This window comes from Streptomyces sp. NBC_01445, assembly GCF_035918235.1.
GTDB lineage: Bacteria > Actinomycetota > Actinomycetes > Streptomycetales > Streptomycetaceae > Streptomyces.
The window spans coordinates 9,290,796-9,313,798 of sequence record NZ_CP109485.1 but is presented as its reverse complement, the minus strand read 5'-3'; the positions used below and the strand labels follow the sequence as shown (position 1 = coordinate 9,313,798).

Here is a 23,003-nt window from a genome sequence, read left to right as displayed (position 1 = left end):
TGACTGCCGCGCCTTGGCGCGCTTCAGGCGCCCTCGGGCCGGTCCACCGTCTCCGCCCCGTCGAGCGGGCTGCGCTCCAGGAACGCGGCCGCCGCGGGGACGGCCGTGCGCAGCCGCAGCAGTCCGGCCGCGGTAAGGGTGCGGCACACGGAGTCCTCCTCGGCCATGACGCGCTCGCCGAGGCGGGCGTGGAAGTCGGCAGGGGTGAGGGCCGCGCCCGGCCCGGCGGACCAGGTGCGGCCCGCGGGTGTGGGCCGTGAGCTGTGGGCGCACACGGCCAGGCGCCCCGACTCCACGTACCAGAGGACCACGGGCTCCGCGCGGGGTGGCTCGACGGTCTGGCCCGCGGACAGGGACATGGTGCCGAAGCAGTCGAAGACGGCCTGCGCGGCCTGCTCGCCGGCCCTCCCGAACAGGTCGCTGTCCGTCAGGGGAACCGGCGCGGAGGGGTCGAGTCCGAGGCCGGTCAGGAGTTCGTCCTCGCAGGATTCGATGGCGCGACCGAGGTCGGCGAACTCGTCCTTGGTGTGCGTCACGGGTCGGGCCGATGGGTCGGCGATCACCATGCGGATCCCACGTTCGCGCAGGTCGTGGCCGAGGGCGCGCAGGAGGTCGGCCGCGACGGGTTCGATGCGGCCGACCCGGGCGAGGTCCAGAACGAACCAGCGGGCGGCCTTCGGGAGGTCGCGGGCCGCGCGCAGGGTCTGTTCGGCGGTGGCGAAGTCCAGGTCGCCCTGAAGGACGTGGACCCGGATGCGGTCGGGTCGTTCGTCGAGTGCGGCGCGCTGGTCGCGGGGGCGGTGGCGCAGCGAGCGCAACGGTCCCGGGTCGAGGGAGCGGGGTGGCAGGGGGCGTCCGCTGCTGCCGGTGGCGCGCATGAGGTGCAGCCCGAACTGCTCCGACAGGAGGTGGCAGGCGGCGATGGCGCGGACGCTGTTGCCCTTCTCGTCGAGGGGCGGGCTGAACACGCCGATGCCGAACTGGCCGGGCAGCGCCACGCCGATCCCGCCCGAGACGCCGCTCTTCGCCGGCAGGCCCACGCGCAGCATCCACTGCCCCGAGGCGTCGTACATCCCGCAGGTGGCCATGACGGCGAGCACATGCTGGGCATGGCGGGAGGCGACGACGCGCTCGCCGGTGAGCGGGTTCGTGCCGCCGCCGGCCAGCGTCGCGTGCATCACGGCGAGGTCGTCGCAGGTCACGAGCACGGAGCACTGTCGGAAGTAGACCGCGAGCTGCTCTTCCACGTCGCCGGTGAGCGATCCCGCGTTGTGCATGAGGTAGGCGAGGGCGCGGTTGCGGTCTCCGGTGGAGCGCTCGGAGGCGAACACCGCTTCGTCGACGGTCAGGTCCCGGCCCGCGAAGGCTCCCAGTCCGGCCAGGATGCGGTCGAAGCGCTCGTCGGGGTTCGCTCCCGCGACCAGTGAACTGGTCACGATGGCACCGGCGTTGACCATCGGGTTGGGCGGGCGTCCGGTGCCGGGTTCGAGGCGGATCGAGCTGAACCCCTCACCGCTCGGCTCGGCGCCCACGCGCGCCAGGACGTCCTCCAGGCCCCGGTCCGCGAGTGCGAGCGCGAAGACGAAGGGCTTGGACACGGACTGGACGGTGAACGGCACCTCACTGTCGCCGCAGCTGTAGACCTGCCCGTCGAGCGCGCACAGGCTCAGTCCGAACAGGTCGGGGTCGGCCCTGCTCAGCTCCGGGATGTACGAGGCCGGCTCGCCGTCGGTGAGGTCGCGCAGCCGGATGCGGACGCGGTCCAGGAGCGCGGCGAGCGGATCGTCCAGCGGCTTGTTGTGCCTCACACCGCAATCGAACACCACGGCCGGACGATGCGCCTTCCCAAGCGGGCAACGGGTGCCCGCGACGCCCGGGTCAGATCCGGCTCCCGGACGCGGTGTCCGAGGACAGACGCTGGGCGAGGTAGATCGGGATGACGGACAGCAGGACGAGGACGGCGGCGACGACGTTGACGACGGGGGCCTGCTGCGGGCGCGCCATGTTCGAGTAGATCCAGACGGGCAGTGTCTGGATGGCGGGTCCGGCGGTGAAGGTCGTCACGACGATCTCGTCGAAGGAGAGGGCGAAGGCGAGCAGTCCGCCCGCCACCAGCGCGGAGCGCACCAGCGGGAACGTGATGTCGAGATAGGTGCGGAAGCTGTGCGCCCCGAGATCCATCGCGGCCTCTTCGTACGACCCCGGCATGCGCCGCAGCCGGGCGATGACGTTGTTGAAGACCACCACGATGCAGAACGTGGCGTGGCCGACGATGACGGTGAACAGGCCGAGGCCGACGCCGAGCGGTTCGAGGACCGTGCGGAAGGCGGTGTTGAGCGCGACGCCGGTGACGATGCCGGGCAGCGCGATCGGCAGGACGACGACGAAGGAGATGGCGTCGCGTCCGAAGAACCTGTAGCGCTGGCACGCGAAGGCGATGAGCGTACCGAGGACGAGGGCGATGGCGGTCGCGCCGAGCCCTGCCTTGACCGACGTCCAGAGCGCGTCGCGGGCGCCGGAGCTGTGCCAGGCGTCGGCCCACCAGTCGAAGGTGAGCCCGGGCGGCGGCCAGCCCGAACTGCGGTCCGGGTTGAGGGAGTTGACGAGGACCAGGAGCAGGGGCACGTAGATCACCGCGAAGCCGAGCGCGGCGGCGATGCGCAGGGTGATGCGCGCGGGGCGGGAGAGATTCATCGGAGGGACCTTCGCTGTGCGTGATCCGGAGGGTCGGCGGGGGCGGGCGGCGGCCCGGGACGTCAGGGGCGTCAGAGGAGGCGGAGGGCTCCGGGCCTCACAGGCTGCTGAGGGCTCCTGTGCGGCGTACCGCGAGCAGGTAGAGCACGATGATCACCACGGGCACGGTGCCGAGCGCGGCGGCGAGCGGCAGGTCGAGGGTGATGTTGGAGTAGATGAGGTTGCCGATCAGCTGGGTCTTGCCGCCGACGATCTGTACGGCGATGTAGTCGCCGAGGCTGAGCGAGAACGTGAAGACCGAGCCGGCCGCGACGGACGGCAGGATCATCGGCAGGACGACGGAGCGGAAGGTTCGGCCCGTGCGGGCGCCGAGGTCGGCGGAGGCGTCGAGGAGGCTGTCCGGGAGCTGTTCGAGTCCGGCGTGGATCGGCAGGATCATGTACGGCAGCCACAGATAGGTCAGGACGAGGACGGTGGCGGTGAGGCCGTAGCCCGGACCCTTGATGCCGAGCGGCCCCAACGCCCAGTCCAGCAGGCCGCCTTGGGCGAGGATGAGCCGCCAGGCGTACGCCTTGACGAGGTAGCTGGCCCACAGCGGGGTGAGGATGGCGACGACGAGGAGGGGCCGCCACCGGGGGTTCGCGATGCGGGCCGTGTAGAACGCGATCGGGAACGCGATGAGCACGCACAGCGCGGTGACCGCGAGGGCGACGCCGACGCTGCGCAGGGCCACCTGCCGGTAGACGTCGGTGGTGAACAGGGCGGTGAAATTGTCCGTGTTCCAGATCTTCACGACGTTCGAGGTGAAGGAGTCCGTGGTCCAGAACGCGGACAGGAACAGGACGGTGAGCGAGCCGAGATAGGCCAGAACGAGCCAGGCCAGTGGTGCGGAGAGCAGCAGGGACAGCTGTAGCCGGGGGCGGCGGTACAGGGCCCCGGCGAGCCGCCGGACGGGTCCGGCGGCAGGCGCGGTGTCGGTCATCGGCGGCAGGTCCTAGCCCTTGATCTCGGTCCAGGCCTGGACCCACTTGGCGTACGGGACGCACTTGGTGTCCGTGCGGCCGTCGATGCACTGGGCGATGGGCGTGGTCCAGAAGTGGACGTTCTTCCAGTAGGCCTCGTCGGCCGCGTGATAGGTGGCGCAGTGGTTCTTGTCGGCCGTCAGGTCACAGGCCTTCGCGTTGGCCGGCGCCTCGCCGAAGTACTCGGCGACCTGGGCGTTGGCCTTGGGCGAGATGATCCAGTCCATCCACTTGTAGGCGCAGTTGGGGTGCTTGGCCTTGGCGGAGAGCATCCACGTGTCGGACCAGCCGGTGGCGCCCTCCTTGGGCAGGACGCCCTTCACGGGGACCTTCTCCGCCTGGGCGGTGTTGAGGATCACCTGCCAGCTGGTGCCGACGACGGAGTCGCCGCTCTTGAACGCGGAGACCTCCTTGAGGTAGTCGCTCCAGTACTCGCCGACATTGGAGTTCTGCGCCTTGAGCAGGGCGACCGCCGCGTCGAACTGCTTCTGGTCCAGGGCGTACGGGTCCTTGATGCCGAGGGACGGCTTGGACTTCATCAGGTACAGGGCGGCGTCCGCGAGGTAGATCGGCGAGTCGTACGCGGTGACCTTCCCCTTGTGGGCCGAGGCCTGGTCGAAGACCGCGGACCAGGAGTCGGGTGCCGGGGAGACCTTCTTGGTGTTGTACATCAGGAGGTTGGCGCCGCGGCCGTGCGGGATGCCGTAGGCGACACCCTTGACCGAGTTCCACTGCTGGTTCTTCAGTCCGGCGAAGACGTCCTTGTAGTTGGGCACCAGCTTGGTGTTCACGGGGGCCGCGTCACCCGAGGCGATCAGCCGCAGCGACGCGTCGCCGGACGCGGAGACCGCGTCGTACTGGCCGGTCTTCATCAGGTTGACCATCTCGTCGGACGTGCCCGCGGTCTTGGTGTTGACCTGGCAGCCGGTCTGCTTCTCGAAGTCGGTGACCCAGTCGACCTTCGGGTCGTTCGAGCCGTCCTCGGCGTAACCGGCCCACGCGATCAGGTTGACCTGGCCCTCCGTCTTGCCGAGGGTTTTCTGCGCGGAGAGCTTCGGCGGGGTGAAGTCGCTGCCGCCGGGCGAGGATCCGGCGGTGTCCGAGGAACCGCAGGCGGAGGCGAGGAGCAGGGCGCCGAGCGCGGCCACCGCTCGGGATGTTCGGGTCAGTCGCACGGGGATCTCCACGGTGAGGGGGCGGTCGGGCAGGCGATAACGGTCGTACGGGGTCTGCGGGGACGTGTGCGTGTGCGTGTGCGTCAGGAACGCGGCGGGCCGGGGGTCAACTCGCCTCGGGCACCTGGAAGTTGTGCCGCCGGTGCCACTGGAGTCTGACCCGGGAGCCGCGCAGGGCGGCCACGTCCTCGGACGAGGTCTCGAGGTTCTGCTGGAGGGCGGTGAGGCGACCCCCGGCATCGAGGTCGACGAGGAACCGGGTCGCGTCGCCCAGATAGACGATCTCCGCGACGGTGCCGGTCGCGCTCGCGTGCTCCGGCTCGGCGGCGGCGGACTCCTTGAGCACATGGATCTTCTCCGGGCGGATGCTGTACGTCCCCCGGTCCCCCACGACCTGCTCCGCCGCGTCGCCGCACAGGAGATTCGAGGTGCCGACGAAGCCCGCGACGAAGGGGGTGGCGGGACGCTCGTATATCTGGGCCGGGGTGCCGACCTGCTCGACGCGGCCCTGGTTGAAGACCGCGATGCGGTCGCTCATCGTCAGCGCCTCCTCCTGGTCGTGCGTGACGAAGACGAACGTGATGCCGATCTCGCGCTGGATCGCCTTGAGTTCGACCTGCATCTGCTCGCGGAGCTTGAGGTCGAGGGCGCCCAGCGGCTCGTCGAGGAGCAGCACCTTCGGGCGGCCGACGAGGGCGCGAGCCAGGGCCACGCGCTGACGCTGGCCGCCGGACAGCTGGGAGGGCCGGCGCCCGCCGAAGCCTTCGAGCTGCACGCTCGCCAGTGCCTCCCTGGCCCGCGCGAGGCGCTCGGCCTTGGGCACCTTGCGGACCTTGAGGCTGTAGGCGACGTTCTGCTCCAGGGTCATGTGCGGGAACAGGGCGTAGTCCTGGAACACGGTGTGCACGTCACGCTCGAAGGGGGCACGGCGGGTGACGTCGGCGCCCGCGAGCTCGATGGTTCCGGCGGTCGGGGCCTCGAAGCCCGCGATCATCCGGAGCACCGTGGTCTTGCCCGAGCCGGACGGCCCCAGCATCGAGAAGAACTCGCCGTCCGCGATCTCCAGGTCGACCCCGGCCACGGCCTCCGTCCTGCCGAAGGACTTGCGCAGGCTCTGCAGCCGGATGGCCATTCCCTCCATGGGCGGGAACCTTTCTGGTGCTGTCGGGAGTTGGCCGTAAACATATGAAGCCATAGTTCTAATTTCAAGGCCCCGCTAAGGTAAAGGCTGTGCCAAGTGGCAAGGTGGTGACCGTGAACCGAGACAAACCCGGCGTCCGAAGAGCCGTCTTCACACCCGTCGACACGCTCGCCCGCGTGGACGCCGTCGTGCGGCGGCTCGGTGACGCCATCGACCTCGGGCTGCTCGCCGACGGTGAGCAGCTGCCCGGCGAGAGCGACCTCGCCGCCCAGCTCGGCGTCTCCACCGTGACCCTGCGCGAGGCCCTCATGGCGCTGCGGCAGCGCGGCCTGGTCACCACCCGCAGAGGACGCGGCGGCGGCAGCTTCGTCACCGTCCCCGACGGCCCCGCCGAGGACCGGCTCCTCGCCCGCCTCGCCGACTGGAGCACCGAGGAACTGCGCGATCTCGCCGACCACTGGGCCGCCGTCTCCGGCGCCGCCGCCCGCCTCGCGGCCCGGCGCACAGAGCCCGCCGATCTGCGGCAACTGCAGAGGTCTTTGGGAGAGTTGATGGACGCCAAGGACTCGGGGGCCCGCAGCCGCATCTACGGTCGCTTCCATGTCGAGCTGGCCGCCGCCGCCCAGTCCACCCGTCTGACCAGGGAAGAAGTCACTCTGCAGACCGAAGTCGGGGCGCTGCTGCGGCTGGTGCTGCACGACGACGACCTCCTCGCGGACGCCGCGGACCGTCACCGCGCCGTGATCTCGGCCGTGCATGATGGGGCGGACGACCGCGCCAGGGCCCTGGCCGAACAGTGCGTGCAGACCTCCATGGCGCGCCTGATCGAACTCCGCCTCGGCCCGGCAGGCGACGCGAGCGGTCCCCGCCCGAAGGAGGCCCCCGATGGGCAGCAACCCCCGTCCCGCACACGCCGGATCGGCGCTGCTTGACGACCTGTCGGCAGCCGACGCGGCCGCCCGCGTCCGAGACGCGCTCGAAGGGGTCTTCGACGCCGTCGGCGCCACCGCCGCGGACATCGAGTCGGTACTCTCCTCCGTCGCCGCCGAGGGCCGCCGCCCGGCCACGGACGACCTGACCGCGCTGCGCCCCGGACTGCACACCCGGCTCGACCGCTACGACCTGGTCTCGGGGATCGGCTTCGTCGCGGCGCCCGGTCTCCTCGACGACGTACCCGCGTGGCTGGAGTGGTGGCAGCGGACCGCGGACGGATCCGTGCAGCGGCTGCTGCTCGACCTGGATCCGCAGCGCTCCGCGTACTCCGACTACACCCACTGGGACTGGTTCACGCTGCCCCGCGACACCGGGCAGCGGGCGGTCGCGGGCCCCTACGTCGACTACCTCTGCTCCGACGAGTACAGCCTCACGCTGTCCGCGCCCGTGACGGTCGGGGGCCGCTTCATGGGAGTGGCCGCCGCCGACGTCTACCTGCGGCGCTTCGAGTCCGTCGTCGTGCCGCTGCTCCAGCGGCTTCCGGGTCCCGCCCGCCTGGTGAACGCGCGCGGCCGCGTCGCCGCGTCGACGGACCCCCGCCACCTCGTCGGCTCCCTCACCAAGGGCCCCGACCTCGCGGCGGTACTGGCCGGACCGGCACAGGGCACGGACCACGACGAGCTGCGCCTGCTGCCGTGCGACGGCGTCCCGCTGATCCTGGCCACGACACCTCCGATGTCTGCGACGAGGCGGTCATAGACCTGCTCCGGCCGCCTCAGGCGCCACCCGGCGCACGCACCGCCGCCGCGACTGCGCTGTACGCGCGACCGTCCACCACGTACTCGCCCAGGGGCCGCATGCCGAAGCCGTCCACGTGCACGCGCCAGGAGGGCCGGTTCGTGGACTCGATGAACGCGACCACGGCGTCGGCCCGCGCCGCGGCGGCCTCGACGGCCATGGTGAACAGGCCACGCGCCACCCCGTGCCCCCGGTAGGCCGCGTCGACGACCACAGGGCCGTAGAGCAGCCAGCGCACCTCGCTCAGCGGGCGGCCCTCCCAGCGCAGCGTGTCCTGCGCGGCGAGCAGACCCACGACCGGTGGCGGCGGCGCGGGCAGTTCGTCGGGGCCGGAGAGGGCGAGGAGACCCGCCACCTTCCCGTCGTCGTCGGCGACCAGGAGCGTCCCGGCGGCGGCCATGGCGCGGAGTGCGGCGGCGTCGAAACCCCCTTGCACGAAGCCCTGCTCGTCCCGCTGCTGTTCCGTCAGGGCGTCGCGGTGATTGGCGGCGAAGAGCGCGGCCATGGCGGGAGCGTCGGCCTCGGTCGCCCAGCGATACATCATGGAACCGATCCTGACACGGCAGGCGCGGGCGGCACGGCACACACGGCGGCGGCTATCCCAGGAACGAGGCCACCGTCTCCGTGAAGCGATCGGGGTCGTCGACCCACGGGAAGTGGCCCGCGCCGTCCTGGACGACCAGTTGGGCGCGCGGGAACAGCTCCGCGACGGCGGCGGCGACCCGGGGGAGCGGGCCGCCATCCCGCTCCCCCGCCAGGACCAGGACCCGCGCGTCCCACCCGACCAGGGCGGCGCGGGCCGCGGCGGGGTCGAAGGATCCGGGGGACGCGTAGACGTCCGCCGCCTCCTCGTTGGTCTGCTCGACCTCGCCGGCGGCGTGCGCCTCGGCGGCCGTGTCCCAGCGCCCGTAGAAGAACGGGACGGCCGCGTCGAAGTCCTCGTCGGTCGCGGTGCCGTCCCAGACGCGTCCGAACGCGTCGCGTGCGGAGACGAACCAGGGTTCGTCCGCGCGCAGGTCCGCCGCTTCGAGCCGCTGCTCCGTGGTGAAGTCGACACCGAGGGCGCGTGCGCGGGCGGTGACCATGGTGAGGGTGCGGACGCGCCGGGGGTACCTGGCCGCGTAGAGCAGCGCCAGGTCACCGGCCGCCGAGTGGGCGAGCAGATCGATACTCTCCAGGCCGAGTTGGACGCGGAGGGCCTCGACGTCGCCGACCTGCCGGTCGCAGCGGTACGTGGACGGGTCGGCCGGGACGTCGGAGTCGCCGGTGCCACGCAGGTCCAGCAGGACAAGGCGGCGCCGCTTCGCAAGCCCGCCCAGGTCGCCGAGGTAGGCGGAGGCGCGCATGGGCCCGCCGGGCAGGCAGATCAACGGCTCACCCTCCCCCACGACGTGGTAGGCGAGCCGGGTGCCGTCGGGTGCGGTGAAGGCGGGCATGGCGTCATCCTCGGGTCCGCGCGCCGATCATGGCAAGCGGATTGGCCCCCGGTGGGTGGGGTCGGGAGCCGCTAGCGCGGATCCGGGTCGGGTACGCGCATGAACTCCCGTACAGCCGAGGCCAGTTCGGTCGGTTGGTCCAGCGGGATGAGGGTGTAGCTGTCCCCGATCTCGACCAGCCGCCCGTGCGGGAGGAGTTCGGCGAGGCGCCGGCCGTGGTCGACCGGCATCACGCGGTCGTCGCGCGCCCAGACGACGAGCGCGGGCCGGTCGAATGCCGGCAGGCGCTCCGCCGCCCTGAGCAGGACGCGCGTGTCGGCGAACACCGCGCGCAGCATCCGTACAGCATCTCGGCGGATGTCCGGCTGTGTGATGACCGGCGTCATCCACCGACCGGTCGCAGCGCCGCCCCGCTTCGTCAGCCACCCGAACGCGACCGGCAGCCGCCGTACCGCGCCGAGCCGCATCTGCTGCATGAACAGCCCGAACATCCGTGGCGACAGCTTCCCCGCGAGAGCGAGTGTCCTGCCGGTCAGCCCCGGCGGAAGGTTGTCGAACGCCTCGCACGAGACGAGCACCACGCGCCCCACACGCTCGGCTGCGCCCTCGGAGATGACCAGCTGAACGAGCGCCCCGCCGGTGTCGTTGCCGACCAGGGTGACGTCGCGCAGGTCGAGCCGGTCGAGGAACTCGACCACGAGACGGGCGACGCCGGGCAGCGACAGATCGGCGTCGTCGCGCATCGCACGGCGGTGTGCGCCGAGGGGCAGCGTCGGCGCCACGCACCGGTGCTCGCCGGACAGTTCCGCGATCGGCCCGTCCCAGAGCGAGGCGTCCATCATCAGGCCGTGCAGGAAGACGACGGTGGGGCCACTGGCGTCCGCGTCCGCCTGCCCGCCCGTGTCCTCGTACTCGATGGTCCCTGCGGACAGTTCGAGCTCCCTCATGACCGGCTCCGGACTGAAGGGTCAGCGGCCGCCGCGACACCATCGCCGACGGGTGCCTCATCGACCAAGTGGCGCTGCAGAAAGGCGAGTTCGGCCTCAACCGCCGACTCGTGCGCGTCCATGAAGGGTGCGTAGTGCCCTCCCGGCAAGTGAACCACCTCGGCCTGCGGTGCTCGCCGTGCCGCGGCGACGGCCGGCCCCGGCAGGGCTGACCGGTCCTGGTCGCACACGACGACCAGCAGGGGACACCGCGCCTTGGCAGCCTGGCGGCCAGGCCGGTAGAAGCTGAGGCTCAGCGCCGTGCGGGCGGCGACCTCCTGCTGCCACTGCGGGTAGCGGTTGCCGGGGTTGAGCGCCCGGTCCCCGTCGTTGCCGTCCGGCGTGGTGAGCACCGCCACGGTCCCGGGCGGACCAGCGAGCGGCATCAGCAAGGGACTGCGTCCGACGAGACCACCGGCGGCATCGAGCAGGCCCCTCACGGTGAGCCGGAGCATCCCCCACGGCGTCTGATACGTCATCGCCCTGCGCGACGCCTCGGGTCCGTCGGCCAGCGGCGTCTGCGCGATCGCCGCCGCCAACTGCGGTGCGCTCGCCGCGACTTCGAAGATGTGGCCGCCCGAAGCCGAGAAACCCCAGGCCGCGACCCGAGCGGGGTCGACCTCCGGCAGAGCGGCTGCGCACGCGATCGCGGCCCGCCAGTCGGCGAGCTGCTCCCTGATGTTCAGGATCTGGCGCGGCGCTCCCCCGCTTTCGCCGAGGCGCCGGTAGTCGAAGGCCAGGACGCTGAACCCGGCGGCGTGGAAGCGCGCCGCGAACGGGTCGGTGCCCGGCTCCTTGGTCACCCCGCCGCCGGCCGCCATGACCACACACGCGCCGTTGGTCCCCGGGTAGTGCCACGCGGCACATTCGGTGCCGCCGCTGGGGAAACGGACTTTCTCCCGCTCCATGGACATCCGCATGACCGGCCTCCGAGTGGACCCGCGTGGATCCGAGTGGATGAGAAGCACCCTCAGCAAAAGTGAACCACGTGGTTCACAACCTGTCCACGGTCTCCGCCCACGGGGTCCGGCAGGATTGGGGGCCGCCCGGGCGCCGCGGTTACGCCTCCGCCGCCTCCTCCCGCTCCAGCGCGCGGGCCAGTGCCTCGAACCCGGCGGCGACTCCCTCGGCGTCACCGCTGGTCCGCGCGTCCACCAGGAAGCCCCGGAGCGTGGCGAGGACCATCTCGGCGACCTCGAGCTTGCGACGGTCGGACCAGTGCCGGGGACAGACGGACAGCAGCGTGGGCAGATACTGCTGCGACGCCTCGCGGCCCAGCGCCGCATGGCGGTCCGGGTCGTACATCGCCAGCCCGATGGCCTGGTCGAGCACGCGCGCCTCCTCCCCCACGAGGATCGGCCAGACCGCGCGCACCCAGTCCGCCAGCGTCCTGCGGTCGTGGCCCTCGGTGGCGGCGGCCAGCGCCTTCGCGATGCGCCGCTCGCGCAGCTGGACGATCGCCTGCGTGAGCAGGTCGTCGGCCCCGTCGAAGTGGTACAGCAGCACCTTGTGCGTGGTGCCGGCCGCTCGCGCCGCGCGCCGGAGCGAGAAGTCCACGAGTCCGTTCACCGCGAGGTCTTCGGTGACAAGGGCGAGGAGTTCCCGCCGCCGGGCTTCGCCGCGCGGCGACCCGGCCGACCGCCGGTAGCCCGCCCGTCCCGGTGGGCCGTCGTCGGCAGGGGTGTTCACATCGGCGGCTTCCATGACCGGTCCTCCTCGCGCAGCGAACGCTCGGGCCGACCCTAGCCTCCGGGGGCGGACCATGATCCGTACGTCCCACCGGGGTCCCGGTCAGCGAGGGAGCGCCGCCACCGGTCGCGGGCGCCGCAGCAGCCACTGCCAGAAGCCGCGGCGGGGCGGCCTGGGCGGCCGTATGGTGACGCTGCCGCTGTCGACTTCACCCGTCATCCGGATGCGCAGGCGGACCGGCGTCGCGGGCTCGGGCCGCGCCTGCTGGCGCACGCTGCCGCTGCGAACGGTCACATCGTCGACGTCGGCGACGACGTCGGGTGGCACCAGCAGCGTCACCGACCCGCTGCGCACCGCGACCTCGATCTCCAGGGTGGGCACCGCTATGACGGCCTGGGTGAAGTCGAGAACGACGGAACCGCTCCTCGACTCGATCTCCAGACGCCTCGGGACCACCCAGCCGCCGTCCCGCTTCGCGCTCGCGCTGTCGACGACGATCCGCGACACGTCCTTCGGGGTCGCGGCCGCGACGCCGGCGGCCCACGCGGGACCGGCGTCCGGCAGGTCGGCGAGCAGGGCCGCCAGCTCACCGTGGGTACGGGCCGTCAGCGCGGCCTCGAGCCGTTCGTCCAGCTCGTCCGCGGTCAGCCGGCCGTCACCGGCGGCGACGGTCAGCCGCTCCACGACCTGGTCGCGCTCCTCGTGCGACGCACGCAGTTCGCGGCGGTCTGGCAGCATTTCACCGGGCATGGACGCACTCTAGTGGCGTGGCCGCCACCCATGGAACCGGCCCGTGCGGCCACCCGCGACCGGCCCGCCCCGTCAGGAGTCCAGTACCGCCGCGACGCCCTCGATCTCCACGAGCTGGTCTTCGTACCCGAGCACCGTGACCCCCATCAACGTACTGGGGACGTCATGGTCGCCGAACGCGTCGCGCACCACCTCCCACGCAGTCACCAGGTCCTCCTGGCGTGTGGACGCGACGAGGACGCGGGTGCTGATGACGTCGCCGAGCGTGGCGCCGGACTCGGTGAGCGCCGTCCGCATGTTCTCCAGGGCCTTGGCCGCCTGTCCGGCGTAGTCGCCGACGGCCGCCGTCGAGCCGTCCTCGTTCAGCGGACAGGCCCCCGCGAGGAAGATCAGCCGCGCTTCGGCGGGCGCGGTGGCCGCGTAGGCGTACTCGGCGACATCGGACAGCGAGGACGAGCGGATCAGCGAGACGGCGCTGGGCACGTGAGTTCCCTTCGAAGCGGGTACGACGGGCGGTCATCCTCGCAAGGAACCCCGTCGGGCGCCCCGGATTTTCCCGGCGGCGGAGGCGTGCGGGTGTCGAACAGCTGCCGCCATCGTCACACGAGGTGAAGAATGGACGAGAGGGGGAGGCCACCTTCAGGACGGAGCGGGGCGCCGTGGGGACGAGCGAGCACAGCGATGCCACCGAGCAGCGTTCCGACGTGGCGGACGCCGCGCCGGTGCTGCTCGACACGCACGGGGTGGTGTCCGGCTGGTCGGGCGGAGCCGGGCGGCTGCTGGGGTACGCGGCCGCCGAGGTCGTGGGCCGGAAGGTGGCCGAGCTGCTGCTGCCCGCGGACGCGGCCCGGGTTCCCGCGCTCAGCGAGCGATGCAGGAGGGGCGGCGGCTGGTCCGGGATCCTGACGGCGAGGCATCGCGACGGCCACTCGGTCACCCTGATGGTGCGCGTCGTCGAGGCGCAGCTCAGCCCGGGGTCCGAGCGCTGGATCGCGCTCGTGACGGACCTGACGGGGGCGCCGGGATGGAACATGAGCCGCTCCGTCCTTGAGCAGATGGCCACGCGCTCCCCCTTGGGGATCGCCATCGTGGACACGGATCTGCGGTACGTGTGGTCGAACGAGGCGCTGGAACAGTTCGGCGGCGGTCCGGCGCAGGACCGTATCGGTCGCAGGCTGGCGGACATCCAGCCCGGGCTCGACTCCGAGCGGCTCGAAGAGAAGATGCGCGAGGTCCTGGAGACGGGCGAAGCGATCGTGAGCTACGAGCAGGTGGGCCGCGTACAGTCCGAGCCGCACCGCCAGGTCGCCCACGCCATGTCGTTCTCGCGGCTCAACGACGACGACGGGCACCCACTGGGCGTGTACTACACGGCGATGGACATCACCGACCGCTATCTGGCCCGGCAGCGGCTCGCCCTCCTGGACCGGGCCGGTGAGCACATCGGCCGGAGTCTGAACGTCCTGCAGACCGGGCAGGAACTGGCCGATGTGGCGGTGCCCGGCATCGCGGACTTCGTCGCCGTGGATCTGCTGGAGTCGGTGCTCGAAGGGGCCGAGCCGACACCGGGGCCGCCGAGCGAATCCGAGATGGTGATGCTGCGGCGGGCGGGCCACCGGTCAGTGCGGGACGGCGTCCCCGAGACCGTCGTCCGCATCGGGGAGACGGTCCGCTATCACGCGGATTCACCCCCCGTCCGCGTCCTGACCAGCGGCGAGTCCTGGCACGAGGAGCGGGTCGGCCCCCGGGCCGAGGACTGGGCGGCGGCCCACACGGGCCGCCCGGCGACCTCCCTCATGGAGCTCGGGCTGCACTCGATGATGATCGTGCCGATCCGCTCGCGCGGCATCACGATGGGCGTCACCAGCTTCTTCCGGCGGGACCGCCCCGACCCGTTCGACGCGGACGACCTGGCGCTCGCGGAGGAGTTCGTCGCCCGGGCCGCGATCTGCGTGGACAACGCCCGCCGCTACACACGCGAACGCGACGCCGCGCTGGTGCTTCAGCGGAGTCTGCTGCCGAGCCATCTGCCCGAGCAGAACGCGGTGGACGTCACCGCCTGCTACCGGCCCGCGGACGAGCTGACGGGCCTCGGCGGCGACTGGTTCGACGTGATCCCGCTGTCCGGCGCCCGGGTCGCCCTCGTCGTGGGCGACGTCCCCGGCCACGGCATCGACGGCGCCGCCGCCATGGGACGGCTGCGCACCGCGGTCCAGACGCTCGCGGATCTGGACCTCCCGCCGGAGGAGGTGCTGGCCCACCTTGACGACCTGGTCAGCAGGGGCGGACGCGAAGAGGACGCCCTCAGCGCGGTCCAGGCCGTGGGCTCCAGCTGTCTGTACGTGGTGTACGACCCGGTCAGCGGCCAGTGCGCCATGGCCAGCTCCGCGCATCCCCCGCCCGCGCTCGTGACCCCGGACGGCGCGGTCTCCTTCCCCGACCTCCCGGTGGGGCCTGCGCTCGGCACGGGCGGTCTGCCCTTCGAGGCGGCCGAGTTCTCCCTCGCGGAAGGCACTGTGCTCGCGCTGCACACCGACGGACTGCTCGCCGTCGACCCACGGGAACCCGGCCGCGAGCCCGGCCTCGACGCGGGCAGGGAGCGCCTGCGCAATGCCCTGGAGCTGCGCGGCCCGTCCCTGGAGGGCCGCTGCGTGGCCGTCGTCGACGCGCTGGTGCCCGCGCGCCAGATCGACGATGTGGCCCTGCTGATGGCCCGCACCCACCGTCTCGGCGCCGGGCAGGTCGCGTCGTGGGATCTGGAGAGCGACCCGGCGGTCGTCGCCGAGGCACGCAAGAAGGTCACCCGGCAGCTGTCCGAATGGGGGCTCGACGAACTCGCCTACACCACGGAACTCGTCGTCAGCGAACTCGTCACCAACGCGATCCGGTACGCCTCCGGGCCGATCCGGCTGCGTCTGATCGTCGAACGGGCGCTGATCTGCGAGGTGTCCGACGCGGGCGCCAGCGCTCCGCATCTGCGCCACCCCCGCACCACCGACGAGGGCGGGCGCGGGCTGTTTCTCGTCTCCCAGTTCTCCCAGCGCTGGGGAGCGCGCTACACCCTCGACGGGAAGATCATCTGGGCCGAACAGTCCCTCACCGACGAACCGGACACCGGGACCGCGACCGACGCCCCGCCCCCGGAAACGACACGCTGAAGCAGCGCCGCGCCACCGCATCCCCTCCAGGCCGGAAAGAAGTCGCCCGATCACCGACTGCCGGACGCCGATATGCAGTTGACGTTCGGCGATGCGCACGATTTCCTGCTGCGATGACTGATCTGCGCATCGAGAAGGTGCAGGGCGACGCCCTGATCGAGGACTGGCGTCACGTCCACAACCTGATCATCCCGGCCGACCCGCTGTCCCTCGACGACGTGCGCGAGCGGGTGGGGCGCAACCATCTGGAAGTCGCCTATCTCGGCGACACCCTCGTGGGCTGCACGACGGTGCGCCCGCCGACGGACGACACCGCCACAGCCACAGTGATCGCCCGCGTGCTCCCCGACCACCGGCGGCAGGGCTTCGGCGAAGTGCTCTACCGGCACGGCCTGGAGCACGCGCGGACACTGGACGCCGCCATCATCGAGACGGTGATCCTGGCGTCCAACGTGGCCGGGGTGCGGTTCGCGGAGAAGCACGGGTTCGTGGAAGTGGAGCGCTACGTGCTGCCGGAGGACCCCGCGCTGTGGTTCACGATGCGCCTCGCCGAGGACGGGCTCACCTGAGTCTTCGTCTATCTTGACGCGTATGCAGTCCTACACGATCGGCCAGGCCGCGCGGCTCCTCGGCGTCAGCCCGGACACCGCGCGCCGATGGGCCGATGCGGGCAGAGTGGCCACCCACCGTGACGCGGGTGGGCGGCGGCTCATCGACGGCAGGGACCTGGCCGCCCTCTCGGTCGAGGTCGCCAGGACCGGCGGCGAGGACGACATCTCGTACACCTCCGCGCGCAACGCCTTCCCCGGCATCGTCACTGCCGTGAAGCTGGGCGATGTGGCGGCCCAGGTGGAAATCCAGGCGGGTCCTCACCGGCTGGTGTCGCTGCTCACGCGTGAGGCCGTGGAGGAGCTGGGACTTGAGGTCGGCGCGGAGGCCACCGCCCGCGTGAAGTCGACGAACGTGCACATCGACCGCACCTGACGTCTGCGGGCGACGGCCGTCTCATCGACCTCGGGAGACACTGGTCGACCAAGCCTCAGGAGTCGCCGGTCGAAGGGGAGTAGGTGTGCGCGCCCGCCAACTGACCGCCGCGCAGGGCCCGGTCGACCGCGTACCGGCCGACGGTATGCGCCCGGGTCCGGTGTGCCGGTGGCGCTCTCCCCCTGTCACGCCCACGACGTGTAGCGGCCGTCCACGCGGATCGCGTTGATGCCGCTGATGTGCCGCGCCCCGCAGCGGTCCTGGGGCAGGACGAGCTGGGGGCCGGCCCGGTCGAGGGGCGTGTCGTCGATGGTGACGGCGAGCAGGACGGGTGCCTGCCCGAAGTCCGGGTCGATCTCCGCCCAGGACAGCAGGGCGTGATGGCCGTCGGCTCCGGTCACCGCGATCAGGAACCGCAGGCGGTCCTTGCGCCGGGCTGGATCGAAGCCGGGTCCCGCGTCGTGCAGGACGTCGTGCAGCAGCGGGCCCGCGAAGCTGTGCTCCTGGACGCCGCTGGTGGCGCACTCGAAGCTGACCCGGGCCGCGTGCTGCGGCCAGTCGAGCAGATCGGGCACCGTCAGCCGGGCCGGGCGCGCGACATCGCCGGTCAGGGCGAGCTCTGCCACCGGGCCGGCGGCCGTAAGGGATTGACGCACGGACTACCACCTCCCGAATGACCGTACCCGGGCCGCGGCCGGAGCACTCTCATACAAACGCACATGCCTACCCCCGTCCGCACATCATCCAGCTCATGCGATGCGACAAGAGACTTACGCCTCGCATCTGCGGCAGTATGATCCGTGCATGCGCACCTACCGGATCGGGGAGGCGGCCGCCTTGATGGGCGTCAGCGCCGACACCCTTCGGCGCTGGGTCGACGGCGGGAAGCTGCATGCCGAGCGTGACGAGCTGGGCCGCCGGATCATCCCCGGGCCGGACCTGGCGTCCTTCGCCCGGGAACTGCACCGCACCGAGCGGACGAACAACGGATCCTCGGCGCGCAACCGCCTTTCCGGCATCGTCACCGAGGTGATCCTCGGGGATGTGTCGGCGCAGGTGGAGATCCAGGCCGGACCCTTCCGGGTCGTGGCCATGGTCAGCCGGGAGTCGGCCGAGGAGATGGAGCTGGAACCCGGTGTGCCTGCCGTCGCCGTGATCAAATCGACCAACGTGGTCGTCGAAAGTCCTTGAAGTGTCCGCCGGACGCTTCGCGGAGAATCAGCCCGATTCTTCTCCAGAGAGCCCTAGGGAGTAACCCCGTGATGACCCGTTACGCGCGCCGGACCCGCCGGACCCTGCAGGTGACCGGCGTAGGCGTCGCCGCGCTGCTGGCGCTGAGCGCCTGCTCCTCCGGCTCGGACTCGTCCTCCAAGAAGGACTCTTCCTCCTCGGCGTCCGCGGACTCCTCCAAGAAGCTCACGGGCACGGTGACCGTCTTCGCCGCCGCCTCGCTCAAGGAGAGCTTCACAACCCTGGGCAAGGACTTCGAGAAGGCGCACCCAGGCACGAAGGTGACGTTCAGCTTCGGCGGCAGCGACACTCTCGCCGCCAGCATCACCGGTGGCGCGCCGGCCGACGTGTTCGCCGCCGCCAGCCCCAAGACGATGGCGATCGTGACGGACAAGAAGGACGGGAAGGGCACAGCTACCGCCCCGGCGACGTTCGTGCGCAACCAGCTGGAGATCGCGACCCTGCCGGGCAACCCCGACAAGGTCGCCTCCCTCAAGGACCTCACCAAGTCCGACCTCAAGGTCGTGCTCTGCGACAAGACGGTGCCGTGTGGCGCCGCCGCGCAGAAGGCTCTGGACGCCAGCAAGCTGAAGCTCACTCCGGCCTCGTACGAGCAGGACGTCAAGAGCGCCCTGACGAAGGTGGAGTTGAAGGAGGCCGACGCCGCCGTCGTCTACAAGACCGACGTGAAGGCCGCGGGCGACAAGGTCGAGGGCGTCGAGTTCCCCGAGTCCGCCGACGCCATCAACGACTACCCGATCGCTCTCCTGAAGGACGCGCCGAACGCCGAAGCGGCCAAGGAGTTCATCGCGCTCGTGCAGTCCCCCGAGGGCCAGAAGGTCCTGACGGCGGCAGGGTTCCTCAAGCCGTGACCGAGCTCGACAAGTCCGGGGCCGCGGCCGAGGTCCTCACGGGTGGCGACACCCGTGGGGCCGGGCCGCTGCGTCGGCGTGCCCGGCCGGGCGCCCGAGGACGCGGGGTGCCCCTCCCGCTTCTGCTGCCCGCCCTCGTCGGCCTCGCGTTTCTGCTGCTGCCCCTGATCGCCCTGCTCGTACGAGCCCCTTGGCGCAGCCTGCCGGACCAGCTGACAAGTCCGGAGGTCTGGCAGGCGCTCCAGCTGTCGCTGATCTGCGCGACGGCGGCCACGGTGGTGAGCCTGGTCCTCGGGGTGCCGCTGGCCTGGCTGCTCGCGCGCACGGAATTCCCCGGGCGCGGCTTCGTCCGGGCCCTGGTGACGCTGCCGCTCGTACTGCCACCGGTGGTGGGCGGTGTGGCGCTGCTGCTGGCACTCGGGCGCAACGGTGTCGTCGGGCAGCTGCTGGACTCGTGGTTCGGGATCACGCTGCCGTTCACCACGGCGGGGGTCGTGGTCGCGGAGTCGTTCGTGGCGATGCCGTTCCTCGTCATCTCCGTGGAGGGCACGCTGCGCGCTGCCGATCCGCGGTTCGAGGAAGCCGCCACGACGCTGGGCGCCTCCCGCTTCACGGCGTTCCGCAGGGTGACGCTGCCGCTGATCATGCCGGGCATCGCAGCGGGCGCCGTCCTCGCCTGGGCACGCGCGCTCGGCGAGTTCGGCGCGACCATCACCTTCGCGGGCAACTTCCCCGGCCGTACGCAGACCATGCCACTGGCCGTGTACCTGGCGCTCCAGAACGACCCGGCCGCCGCGATCGCCCTCAGCCTGGTGCTGCTCGCCGTGTCGATCGCGGTCCTCGCGGGGCTGCGGGACCGCTGGATGACAGCCTCATGACCGGCCCCGCTCTCCCCCTCACGGTCCCCGCCGGACCGTCCGACCACCGGATGACCGCCCCATGACGCACATCGACCAGGTCACCGGCGGCGTCCCCGCCGACGACTTCCGCGCCGAAGGCCTGGACGCCCACCTCGTCGTCGACCGCGGCACCTTCCGCCTCGACGTCGCCCTGAGCGTGGCCCCGGGCGACGTGGTCGCGCTCCTCGGACCGAACGGCGCCGGCAAGACCACCGCCCTGCGCGCCCTGGCGGGACTCACGCCTCTGACGGGTGGCCATCTGCACCTGGACGGCGCCGCGTTGGACCGTACGGCGCCCGAATCCCGGCCGGTCGGCGTCGTCTTCCAGGACTACCTCCTCTTCCCCCACCTGAACGCCCTGGACAACGTCGCCTTCGGACCGCGCTGCCATGGCGTGCCCAAGGCCGAGGCGCGGGATCAGGCCGCGAAGTGGCTGGACCGCATGGGCCTCGCCGGCCACCACGGCGCCAAGCCGCGCCGGCTGTCCGGCGGCCAGGCCCAGCGCGTGGCCGTGGCCCGCGCCCTGGCCACCCGTCCCCGGCTGCTGCTCCTCGACGAGCCGCTCGCCGCGCTCGACGCCCGCACCCGCCTCGACGTGCGCGCCCAACTGCGGCGCCACCTGGCCGAGTTCGAGGCCGTCGCCGTACTGGTCACTCACGACCCGCTGGACGCGATGGTGCTCGCCGACCGGCTCGTCGTCATAGAGGACGGGCGCGTCGTCCAGGAGGGCGCCCCCGCCGACATCGCCCGTCGTCCTCGTACGGACTACATCGCCCAGCTGGTCGGCCTGAACCTCTACAAGGGGCAGGCCGACGGGCACGTGGTGCGGGTCGGCTCCGGGCCGGACATCGCGACCAGCGAGGAGCTGTCGGGACCCGCCTTCGTGGCGTTCCCGCCGATCGCCGTGACCCTGTACCGGGACCGGCCCACCGGCACCAGCGCCCGGAACCTGTGGCACTGTCAGGTCGCCGGGCTCGAGACCCACGGGGACCAGATCCGCGCGGACCTCACGGGTGAACTCGAGCTCGCCGCCGACCTCACGACGGTCGCCGCCGCCGAGCTGAACCTGCACCCGGGCGCGCCGGTCTGGGCCACGGTCAAGGCGGCGCAGACGCACGCGTATCCCGCCTGACTCGGCGCCCCGGGAGCCCGTGACAGAGTCGGCGCCTCCGACCTGCCAGGCGCTCATACCCCCATGCCTCGCAGATGCGACGGGCCTCACACACAGCTGCACCCAACCCGACTACGGTGATGCCCATACAGGCCTAAAGCCTGACATTCCGTACCATTTTTGTGAGGCGTTCCGCATGAGCCTGAGCATCCGCAATCAGCTTTCCGGCAGCGTTACCGGCATCACCGCCGGTGAGGCCATGGCGACAGTCACGGTCCGCCTCGACGGCGGCCAGGACATCACCGCGGCGATCACCCTGGATGCCGTCAAGGACCTGGGCCTCGCCGAGGGATCCGCCGTACGCGCCCTGGTCAAGTCCACGGAGGTCTCCCTCGCCACCGGCACGGTCGAGGGCCTGTCCATCCGCAACCAGCTCCCCGGAACGGTCGACGACGTCGTCGCGGGCGGCGCCATGGCCTCCGTCAAGGTCAGCATCCAGGGCGGCGAACTGACGTCCGCGATCACCAAGGACGCCGTCACCGACCTGGCCCTGGCCCCCGGCTCCTCGGTCGTGGCCCTGATCAAGTCGACCGAGGTCTCCCTCGCGACCGCGTGACGGCCGGGGGTTCACTGGTTACTTGACCGAGGAAACCCGGCCGGCCACCGGAGAGGCCGCCGCCCGGACGCACGTCACATGTTGATCATGTGTCCGGCCAGCCCGTGCACCGCCTCCTTCACGGCCTCGCCGAGCGTCGGGTGGGCGTGCACGTTGCGGGCCACCTCGTGGACGGTCAGGTCCCACTGCTGAGCCAGCGTCAACTCCGGGAGGAGTTCCGTGACTTCGGGGCCGATGAGGTGGGCACCGAGCAGCTCGCCGTACCGGTTGTCGCTGATGACCTTGACGAAGCCCGTCGGCTCACCGAGGCCGTGGGCCTTCCCGTTCGCGGAGAACGGGAACTTCGCCACCTTCACGTCGAAGCCGAGCTCGCGGGCCTGCGCCTCGGTCCAGCCGAAGCTGGCGATCTGCGGCTGGCAGTAGGTGGCGCGCGGGATCATGGTGAAGTCGACCTCCATGGTCTCCGCGCCGCCGATCGTCTCGGCGGCGATCACCGCCATGGCCTCCGCCGCGTGTGCCAGCATCAGCTTCGCGGTGACGTCGCCGATCGCGAAGAGGTGGGGCACGTTGGTGCGGCCGCGTCCGTCCACGTCGATCGCGCCGCGGTCGGTGAGCCGTACGCCGGTGTTCTCGAGCCCGTATCCGGTGGTCCGCGGCGCGAAGCCGATCGCCTGGAGGACCTTGTCGGCCTCGATCACGCGCTGCTGCCCGTCCTTGGAGACCGTGACGCGCACCTTGGCCGCCGGGTCGCTGTCGTCGATGGACTCCACCCGCGTCCCGGTGTGCACCTCGATGCCCAACTTCCGGTACTGACGGGAGAGTTCCTTGGACACGTCGGCGTCCTCGGTCGGCACCATGCGGTCCAGGAACTCGACGACGGTCACCTTGACGCCGTAGTTGTGCAGGACGTAGGCGAACTCGACGCCGATCGCTCCGGCGCCCGCGATGACGATGGACTCGGGGAGCGTCTCGGAGAGGATCTGCTCCTCGTAGGTGACCACGCGGTCGCTGAGGGCGGTGCCCGGCAGGAGGCGAGTGGTGGCGCCGGTCGCGATGATGCAGTTCCCGAAGGTGACGGTCTCGGTGCCGCCGGCCGTGAGGTCGATCCGGAGCGTGCGGTCGTCGGTGAACGTGCCACGCCCGTCGTACTCGGTGATGTCGTTCTTCTTCATCAGGTAGTGCACGCCCGCGACCCGGCCGTCGGCAACCTTGCGGCTGCGGCGGTAGGCCTCGCCGTAGTCGAAGCTGACCTGCCCGTCGACGTGGATGCCGAAGGTCGAGGCCTGCTGCGTGAAAATGTGCGCGAGTTCCGCGTTGCGCAGGAGCGCCTTGGACGGGATGCAGCCCACGTTCAGGCAGACACCTCCCCAGTACTTCTCCTCGACGACCGCCACGCGAAGGCCCAGCTGGGTGGCGCGCACGGCCGCGGTGTAGCCACCGGGCCCGGCACCCAGGACGACGACGTCGTAGTGCGTGGTACTCATGGAGCGTTCCTGCCGTTTCGGTGAG

General features: G+C 71.5%; 24 protein-coding genes. 10 read left to right on the top strand and 14 right to left on the bottom strand.

Annotated elements, in window-relative coordinates; all coding sequences use genetic code 11:
• Positions 1-23 precede the first annotated feature (23 nt).
• From glsA to OG574_RS42440, 5 genes are all read right to left on the bottom strand, one after another.
• Positions 24-1,808 (bottom strand): glutaminase A, encoded by a 1,785-nt coding sequence (gene glsA, locus OG574_RS42460; protein ID WP_326777572.1) that lies wholly within the window; start codon positions 1,806-1,808, stop codon positions 24-26.
• 70 nt (positions 1,809-1,878) lie between these two features.
• Positions 1,879-2,694 (bottom strand): ABC transporter permease, encoded by an 816-nt coding sequence (locus OG574_RS42455; RefSeq protein WP_326777571.1) that lies wholly within the window; start codon positions 2,692-2,694, stop codon positions 1,879-1,881.
• Between the two features lie 97 nt (positions 2,695-2,791).
• Positions 2,792-3,676 carry an ABC transporter permease gene (locus tag OG574_RS42450; protein ID WP_326777570.1) on the bottom strand — a complete coding sequence of 295 codons (885 nt, stop codon included), beginning with the start codon at positions 3,674-3,676 and terminating at the stop codon, positions 2,792-2,794.
• Positions 3,677-3,688: 12 nt separating this feature from the next.
• The gene (locus OG574_RS42445; protein ID WP_100594544.1) at positions 3,689-4,891 is read right to left on the bottom strand and encodes an ABC transporter substrate-binding protein; all 1,203 of its coding nucleotides are present in this window, start codon (positions 4,889-4,891) and stop codon (positions 3,689-3,691) included.
• Positions 4,892-4,997: 106 nt separating this feature from the next.
• On the bottom strand, positions 4,998-6,032 hold the full coding sequence (locus OG574_RS42440) for an ABC transporter ATP-binding protein (RefSeq protein ID WP_326777569.1): 1,035 nt from the start codon (positions 6,030-6,032) through the stop codon (positions 4,998-5,000).
• 107 nt (positions 6,033-6,139) lie between these two features.
• On the opposite strand from OG574_RS42440, the gene OG574_RS42435 reads away from it, so the two are divergent.
• Complete coding sequence (locus OG574_RS42435; protein ID WP_398377536.1) at positions 6,140-6,964, top strand: FadR/GntR family transcriptional regulator; 825 nt, start codon at positions 6,140-6,142, stop codon at positions 6,962-6,964.
• Positions 6,918-7,724 (top strand): cache domain-containing protein, encoded by an 807-nt coding sequence (locus tag OG574_RS42430; protein ID WP_326777567.1) that lies wholly within the window; start codon positions 6,918-6,920, stop codon positions 7,722-7,724. The genes OG574_RS42435 and OG574_RS42430 overlap by 47 nt, the downstream gene beginning before the upstream one ends.
• Before the next feature lie 16 nt (positions 7,725-7,740).
• Here the strand turns inward: OG574_RS42430 and OG574_RS42425 are convergent, their stop codons facing one another.
• From OG574_RS42425 to OG574_RS42395, 7 genes are all read right to left on the bottom strand, one after another.
• Positions 7,741-8,307 (bottom strand): GNAT family N-acetyltransferase, encoded by a 567-nt coding sequence (locus tag OG574_RS42425; protein ID WP_326777566.1) that lies wholly within the window; start codon positions 8,305-8,307, stop codon positions 7,741-7,743.
• Between the two features lie 52 nt (positions 8,308-8,359).
• Positions 8,360-9,199: an alpha/beta fold hydrolase gene (locus OG574_RS42420; protein WP_326777565.1), complete on the bottom strand. Its 840-nt coding sequence runs from the start codon at positions 9,197-9,199 to the stop codon at positions 8,360-8,362.
• 71 nt (positions 9,200-9,270) lie between these two features.
• Positions 9,271-10,146: an alpha/beta fold hydrolase gene (locus tag OG574_RS42415; protein ID WP_326777564.1), complete on the bottom strand. Its 876-nt coding sequence runs from the start codon at positions 10,144-10,146 to the stop codon at positions 9,271-9,273.
• Positions 10,143-11,105, bottom strand: a complete 963-nt coding sequence (locus tag OG574_RS42410) for an alpha/beta hydrolase (protein ID WP_326777563.1) — start codon at positions 11,103-11,105, stop codon at positions 10,143-10,145. The genes OG574_RS42415 and OG574_RS42410 overlap by 4 nt, the downstream gene beginning before the upstream one ends.
• A gap of 139 nt (positions 11,106-11,244) precedes the next feature.
• Positions 11,245-11,889, bottom strand: a complete 645-nt coding sequence (locus OG574_RS42405) for a TetR/AcrR family transcriptional regulator (RefSeq protein ID WP_326777562.1) — start codon at positions 11,887-11,889, stop codon at positions 11,245-11,247.
• An 87-nt stretch (positions 11,890-11,976) separates the two neighbouring features.
• Complete coding sequence (locus tag OG574_RS42400; protein ID WP_326777561.1) at positions 11,977-12,624, bottom strand: DUF1707 SHOCT-like domain-containing protein; 648 nt, start codon at positions 12,622-12,624, stop codon at positions 11,977-11,979.
• A gap of 72 nt (positions 12,625-12,696) precedes the next feature.
• The gene (locus OG574_RS42395) at positions 12,697-13,107 is read right to left on the bottom strand and encodes a RidA family protein (RefSeq protein ID WP_326777560.1); all 411 of its coding nucleotides are present in this window, start codon (positions 13,105-13,107) and stop codon (positions 12,697-12,699) included.
• A 176-nt stretch (positions 13,108-13,283) separates the two neighbouring features.
• Between OG574_RS42395 and OG574_RS42390 the strand changes: the two genes are divergently transcribed.
• The 3 genes from OG574_RS42390 (at position 13,284) to OG574_RS42380 (ending at position 16,766) form a co-directional block, all read left to right on the top strand.
• Positions 13,284-15,782 carry a SpoIIE family protein phosphatase gene (locus OG574_RS42390; RefSeq protein WP_326778784.1) on the top strand — a complete coding sequence of 833 codons (2,499 nt, stop codon included), beginning with the start codon at positions 13,284-13,286 and terminating at the stop codon, positions 15,780-15,782.
• Between the two features lie 113 nt (positions 15,783-15,895).
• Positions 15,896-16,351, top strand: a complete 456-nt coding sequence (locus tag OG574_RS42385; RefSeq protein WP_326777559.1) for a GNAT family N-acetyltransferase — start codon at positions 15,896-15,898, stop codon at positions 16,349-16,351.
• A gap of 22 nt (positions 16,352-16,373) precedes the next feature.
• Positions 16,374-16,766 (top strand): TOBE domain-containing protein, encoded by a 393-nt coding sequence (locus tag OG574_RS42380; protein WP_100594555.1) that lies wholly within the window; start codon positions 16,374-16,376, stop codon positions 16,764-16,766.
• 185 nt (positions 16,767-16,951) lie between these two features.
• Here the strand turns inward: OG574_RS42380 and OG574_RS42375 are convergent, their stop codons facing one another.
• Positions 16,952-17,422 carry a molybdopterin-dependent oxidoreductase gene (locus OG574_RS42375; protein WP_326777558.1) on the bottom strand — a complete coding sequence of 157 codons (471 nt, stop codon included), beginning with the start codon at positions 17,420-17,422 and terminating at the stop codon, positions 16,952-16,954.
• A gap of 148 nt (positions 17,423-17,570) precedes the next feature.
• Here OG574_RS42375 and OG574_RS42370 point away from each other — a divergent pair, with 148 nt between their 5' ends.
• From OG574_RS42370 to OG574_RS42350, 5 genes are all read left to right on the top strand, one after another.
• On the top strand, positions 17,571-17,957 hold the full coding sequence (locus tag OG574_RS42370; RefSeq protein ID WP_199841808.1) for a TOBE domain-containing protein: 387 nt from the start codon (positions 17,571-17,573) through the stop codon (positions 17,955-17,957).
• Positions 17,958-18,028: 71 nt separating this feature from the next.
• Positions 18,029-18,868: a molybdate ABC transporter substrate-binding protein gene (gene modA / locus OG574_RS42365; RefSeq protein WP_326777557.1), complete on the top strand. Its 840-nt coding sequence runs from the start codon at positions 18,029-18,031 to the stop codon at positions 18,866-18,868.
• Positions 18,865-19,746, top strand: coding sequence for a molybdate ABC transporter permease subunit (modB, locus tag OG574_RS42360; protein WP_326777556.1), 882 nt, complete (start codon positions 18,865-18,867; stop codon positions 19,744-19,746). The genes modA and modB overlap by 4 nt, the downstream gene beginning before the upstream one ends.
• Positions 19,747-19,807: 61 nt before the next feature.
• Positions 19,808-20,899: an ABC transporter ATP-binding protein gene (locus tag OG574_RS42355; protein ID WP_326777555.1), complete on the top strand. Its 1,092-nt coding sequence runs from the start codon at positions 19,808-19,810 to the stop codon at positions 20,897-20,899.
• A 175-nt stretch (positions 20,900-21,074) separates the two neighbouring features.
• Positions 21,075-21,494, top strand: coding sequence for a TOBE domain-containing protein (locus OG574_RS42350; protein ID WP_326777554.1), 420 nt, complete (start codon positions 21,075-21,077; stop codon positions 21,492-21,494).
• A 74-nt stretch (positions 21,495-21,568) separates the two neighbouring features.
• On the opposite strand, the gene lpdA is transcribed toward OG574_RS42350, so the two are convergent.
• Positions 21,569-22,978 carry a dihydrolipoyl dehydrogenase gene (gene lpdA, locus OG574_RS42345; RefSeq protein ID WP_326777553.1) on the bottom strand — a complete coding sequence of 470 codons (1,410 nt, stop codon included), beginning with the start codon at positions 22,976-22,978 and terminating at the stop codon, positions 21,569-21,571.
• Positions 22,979-23,003: the final 25 nt, after the last annotated feature.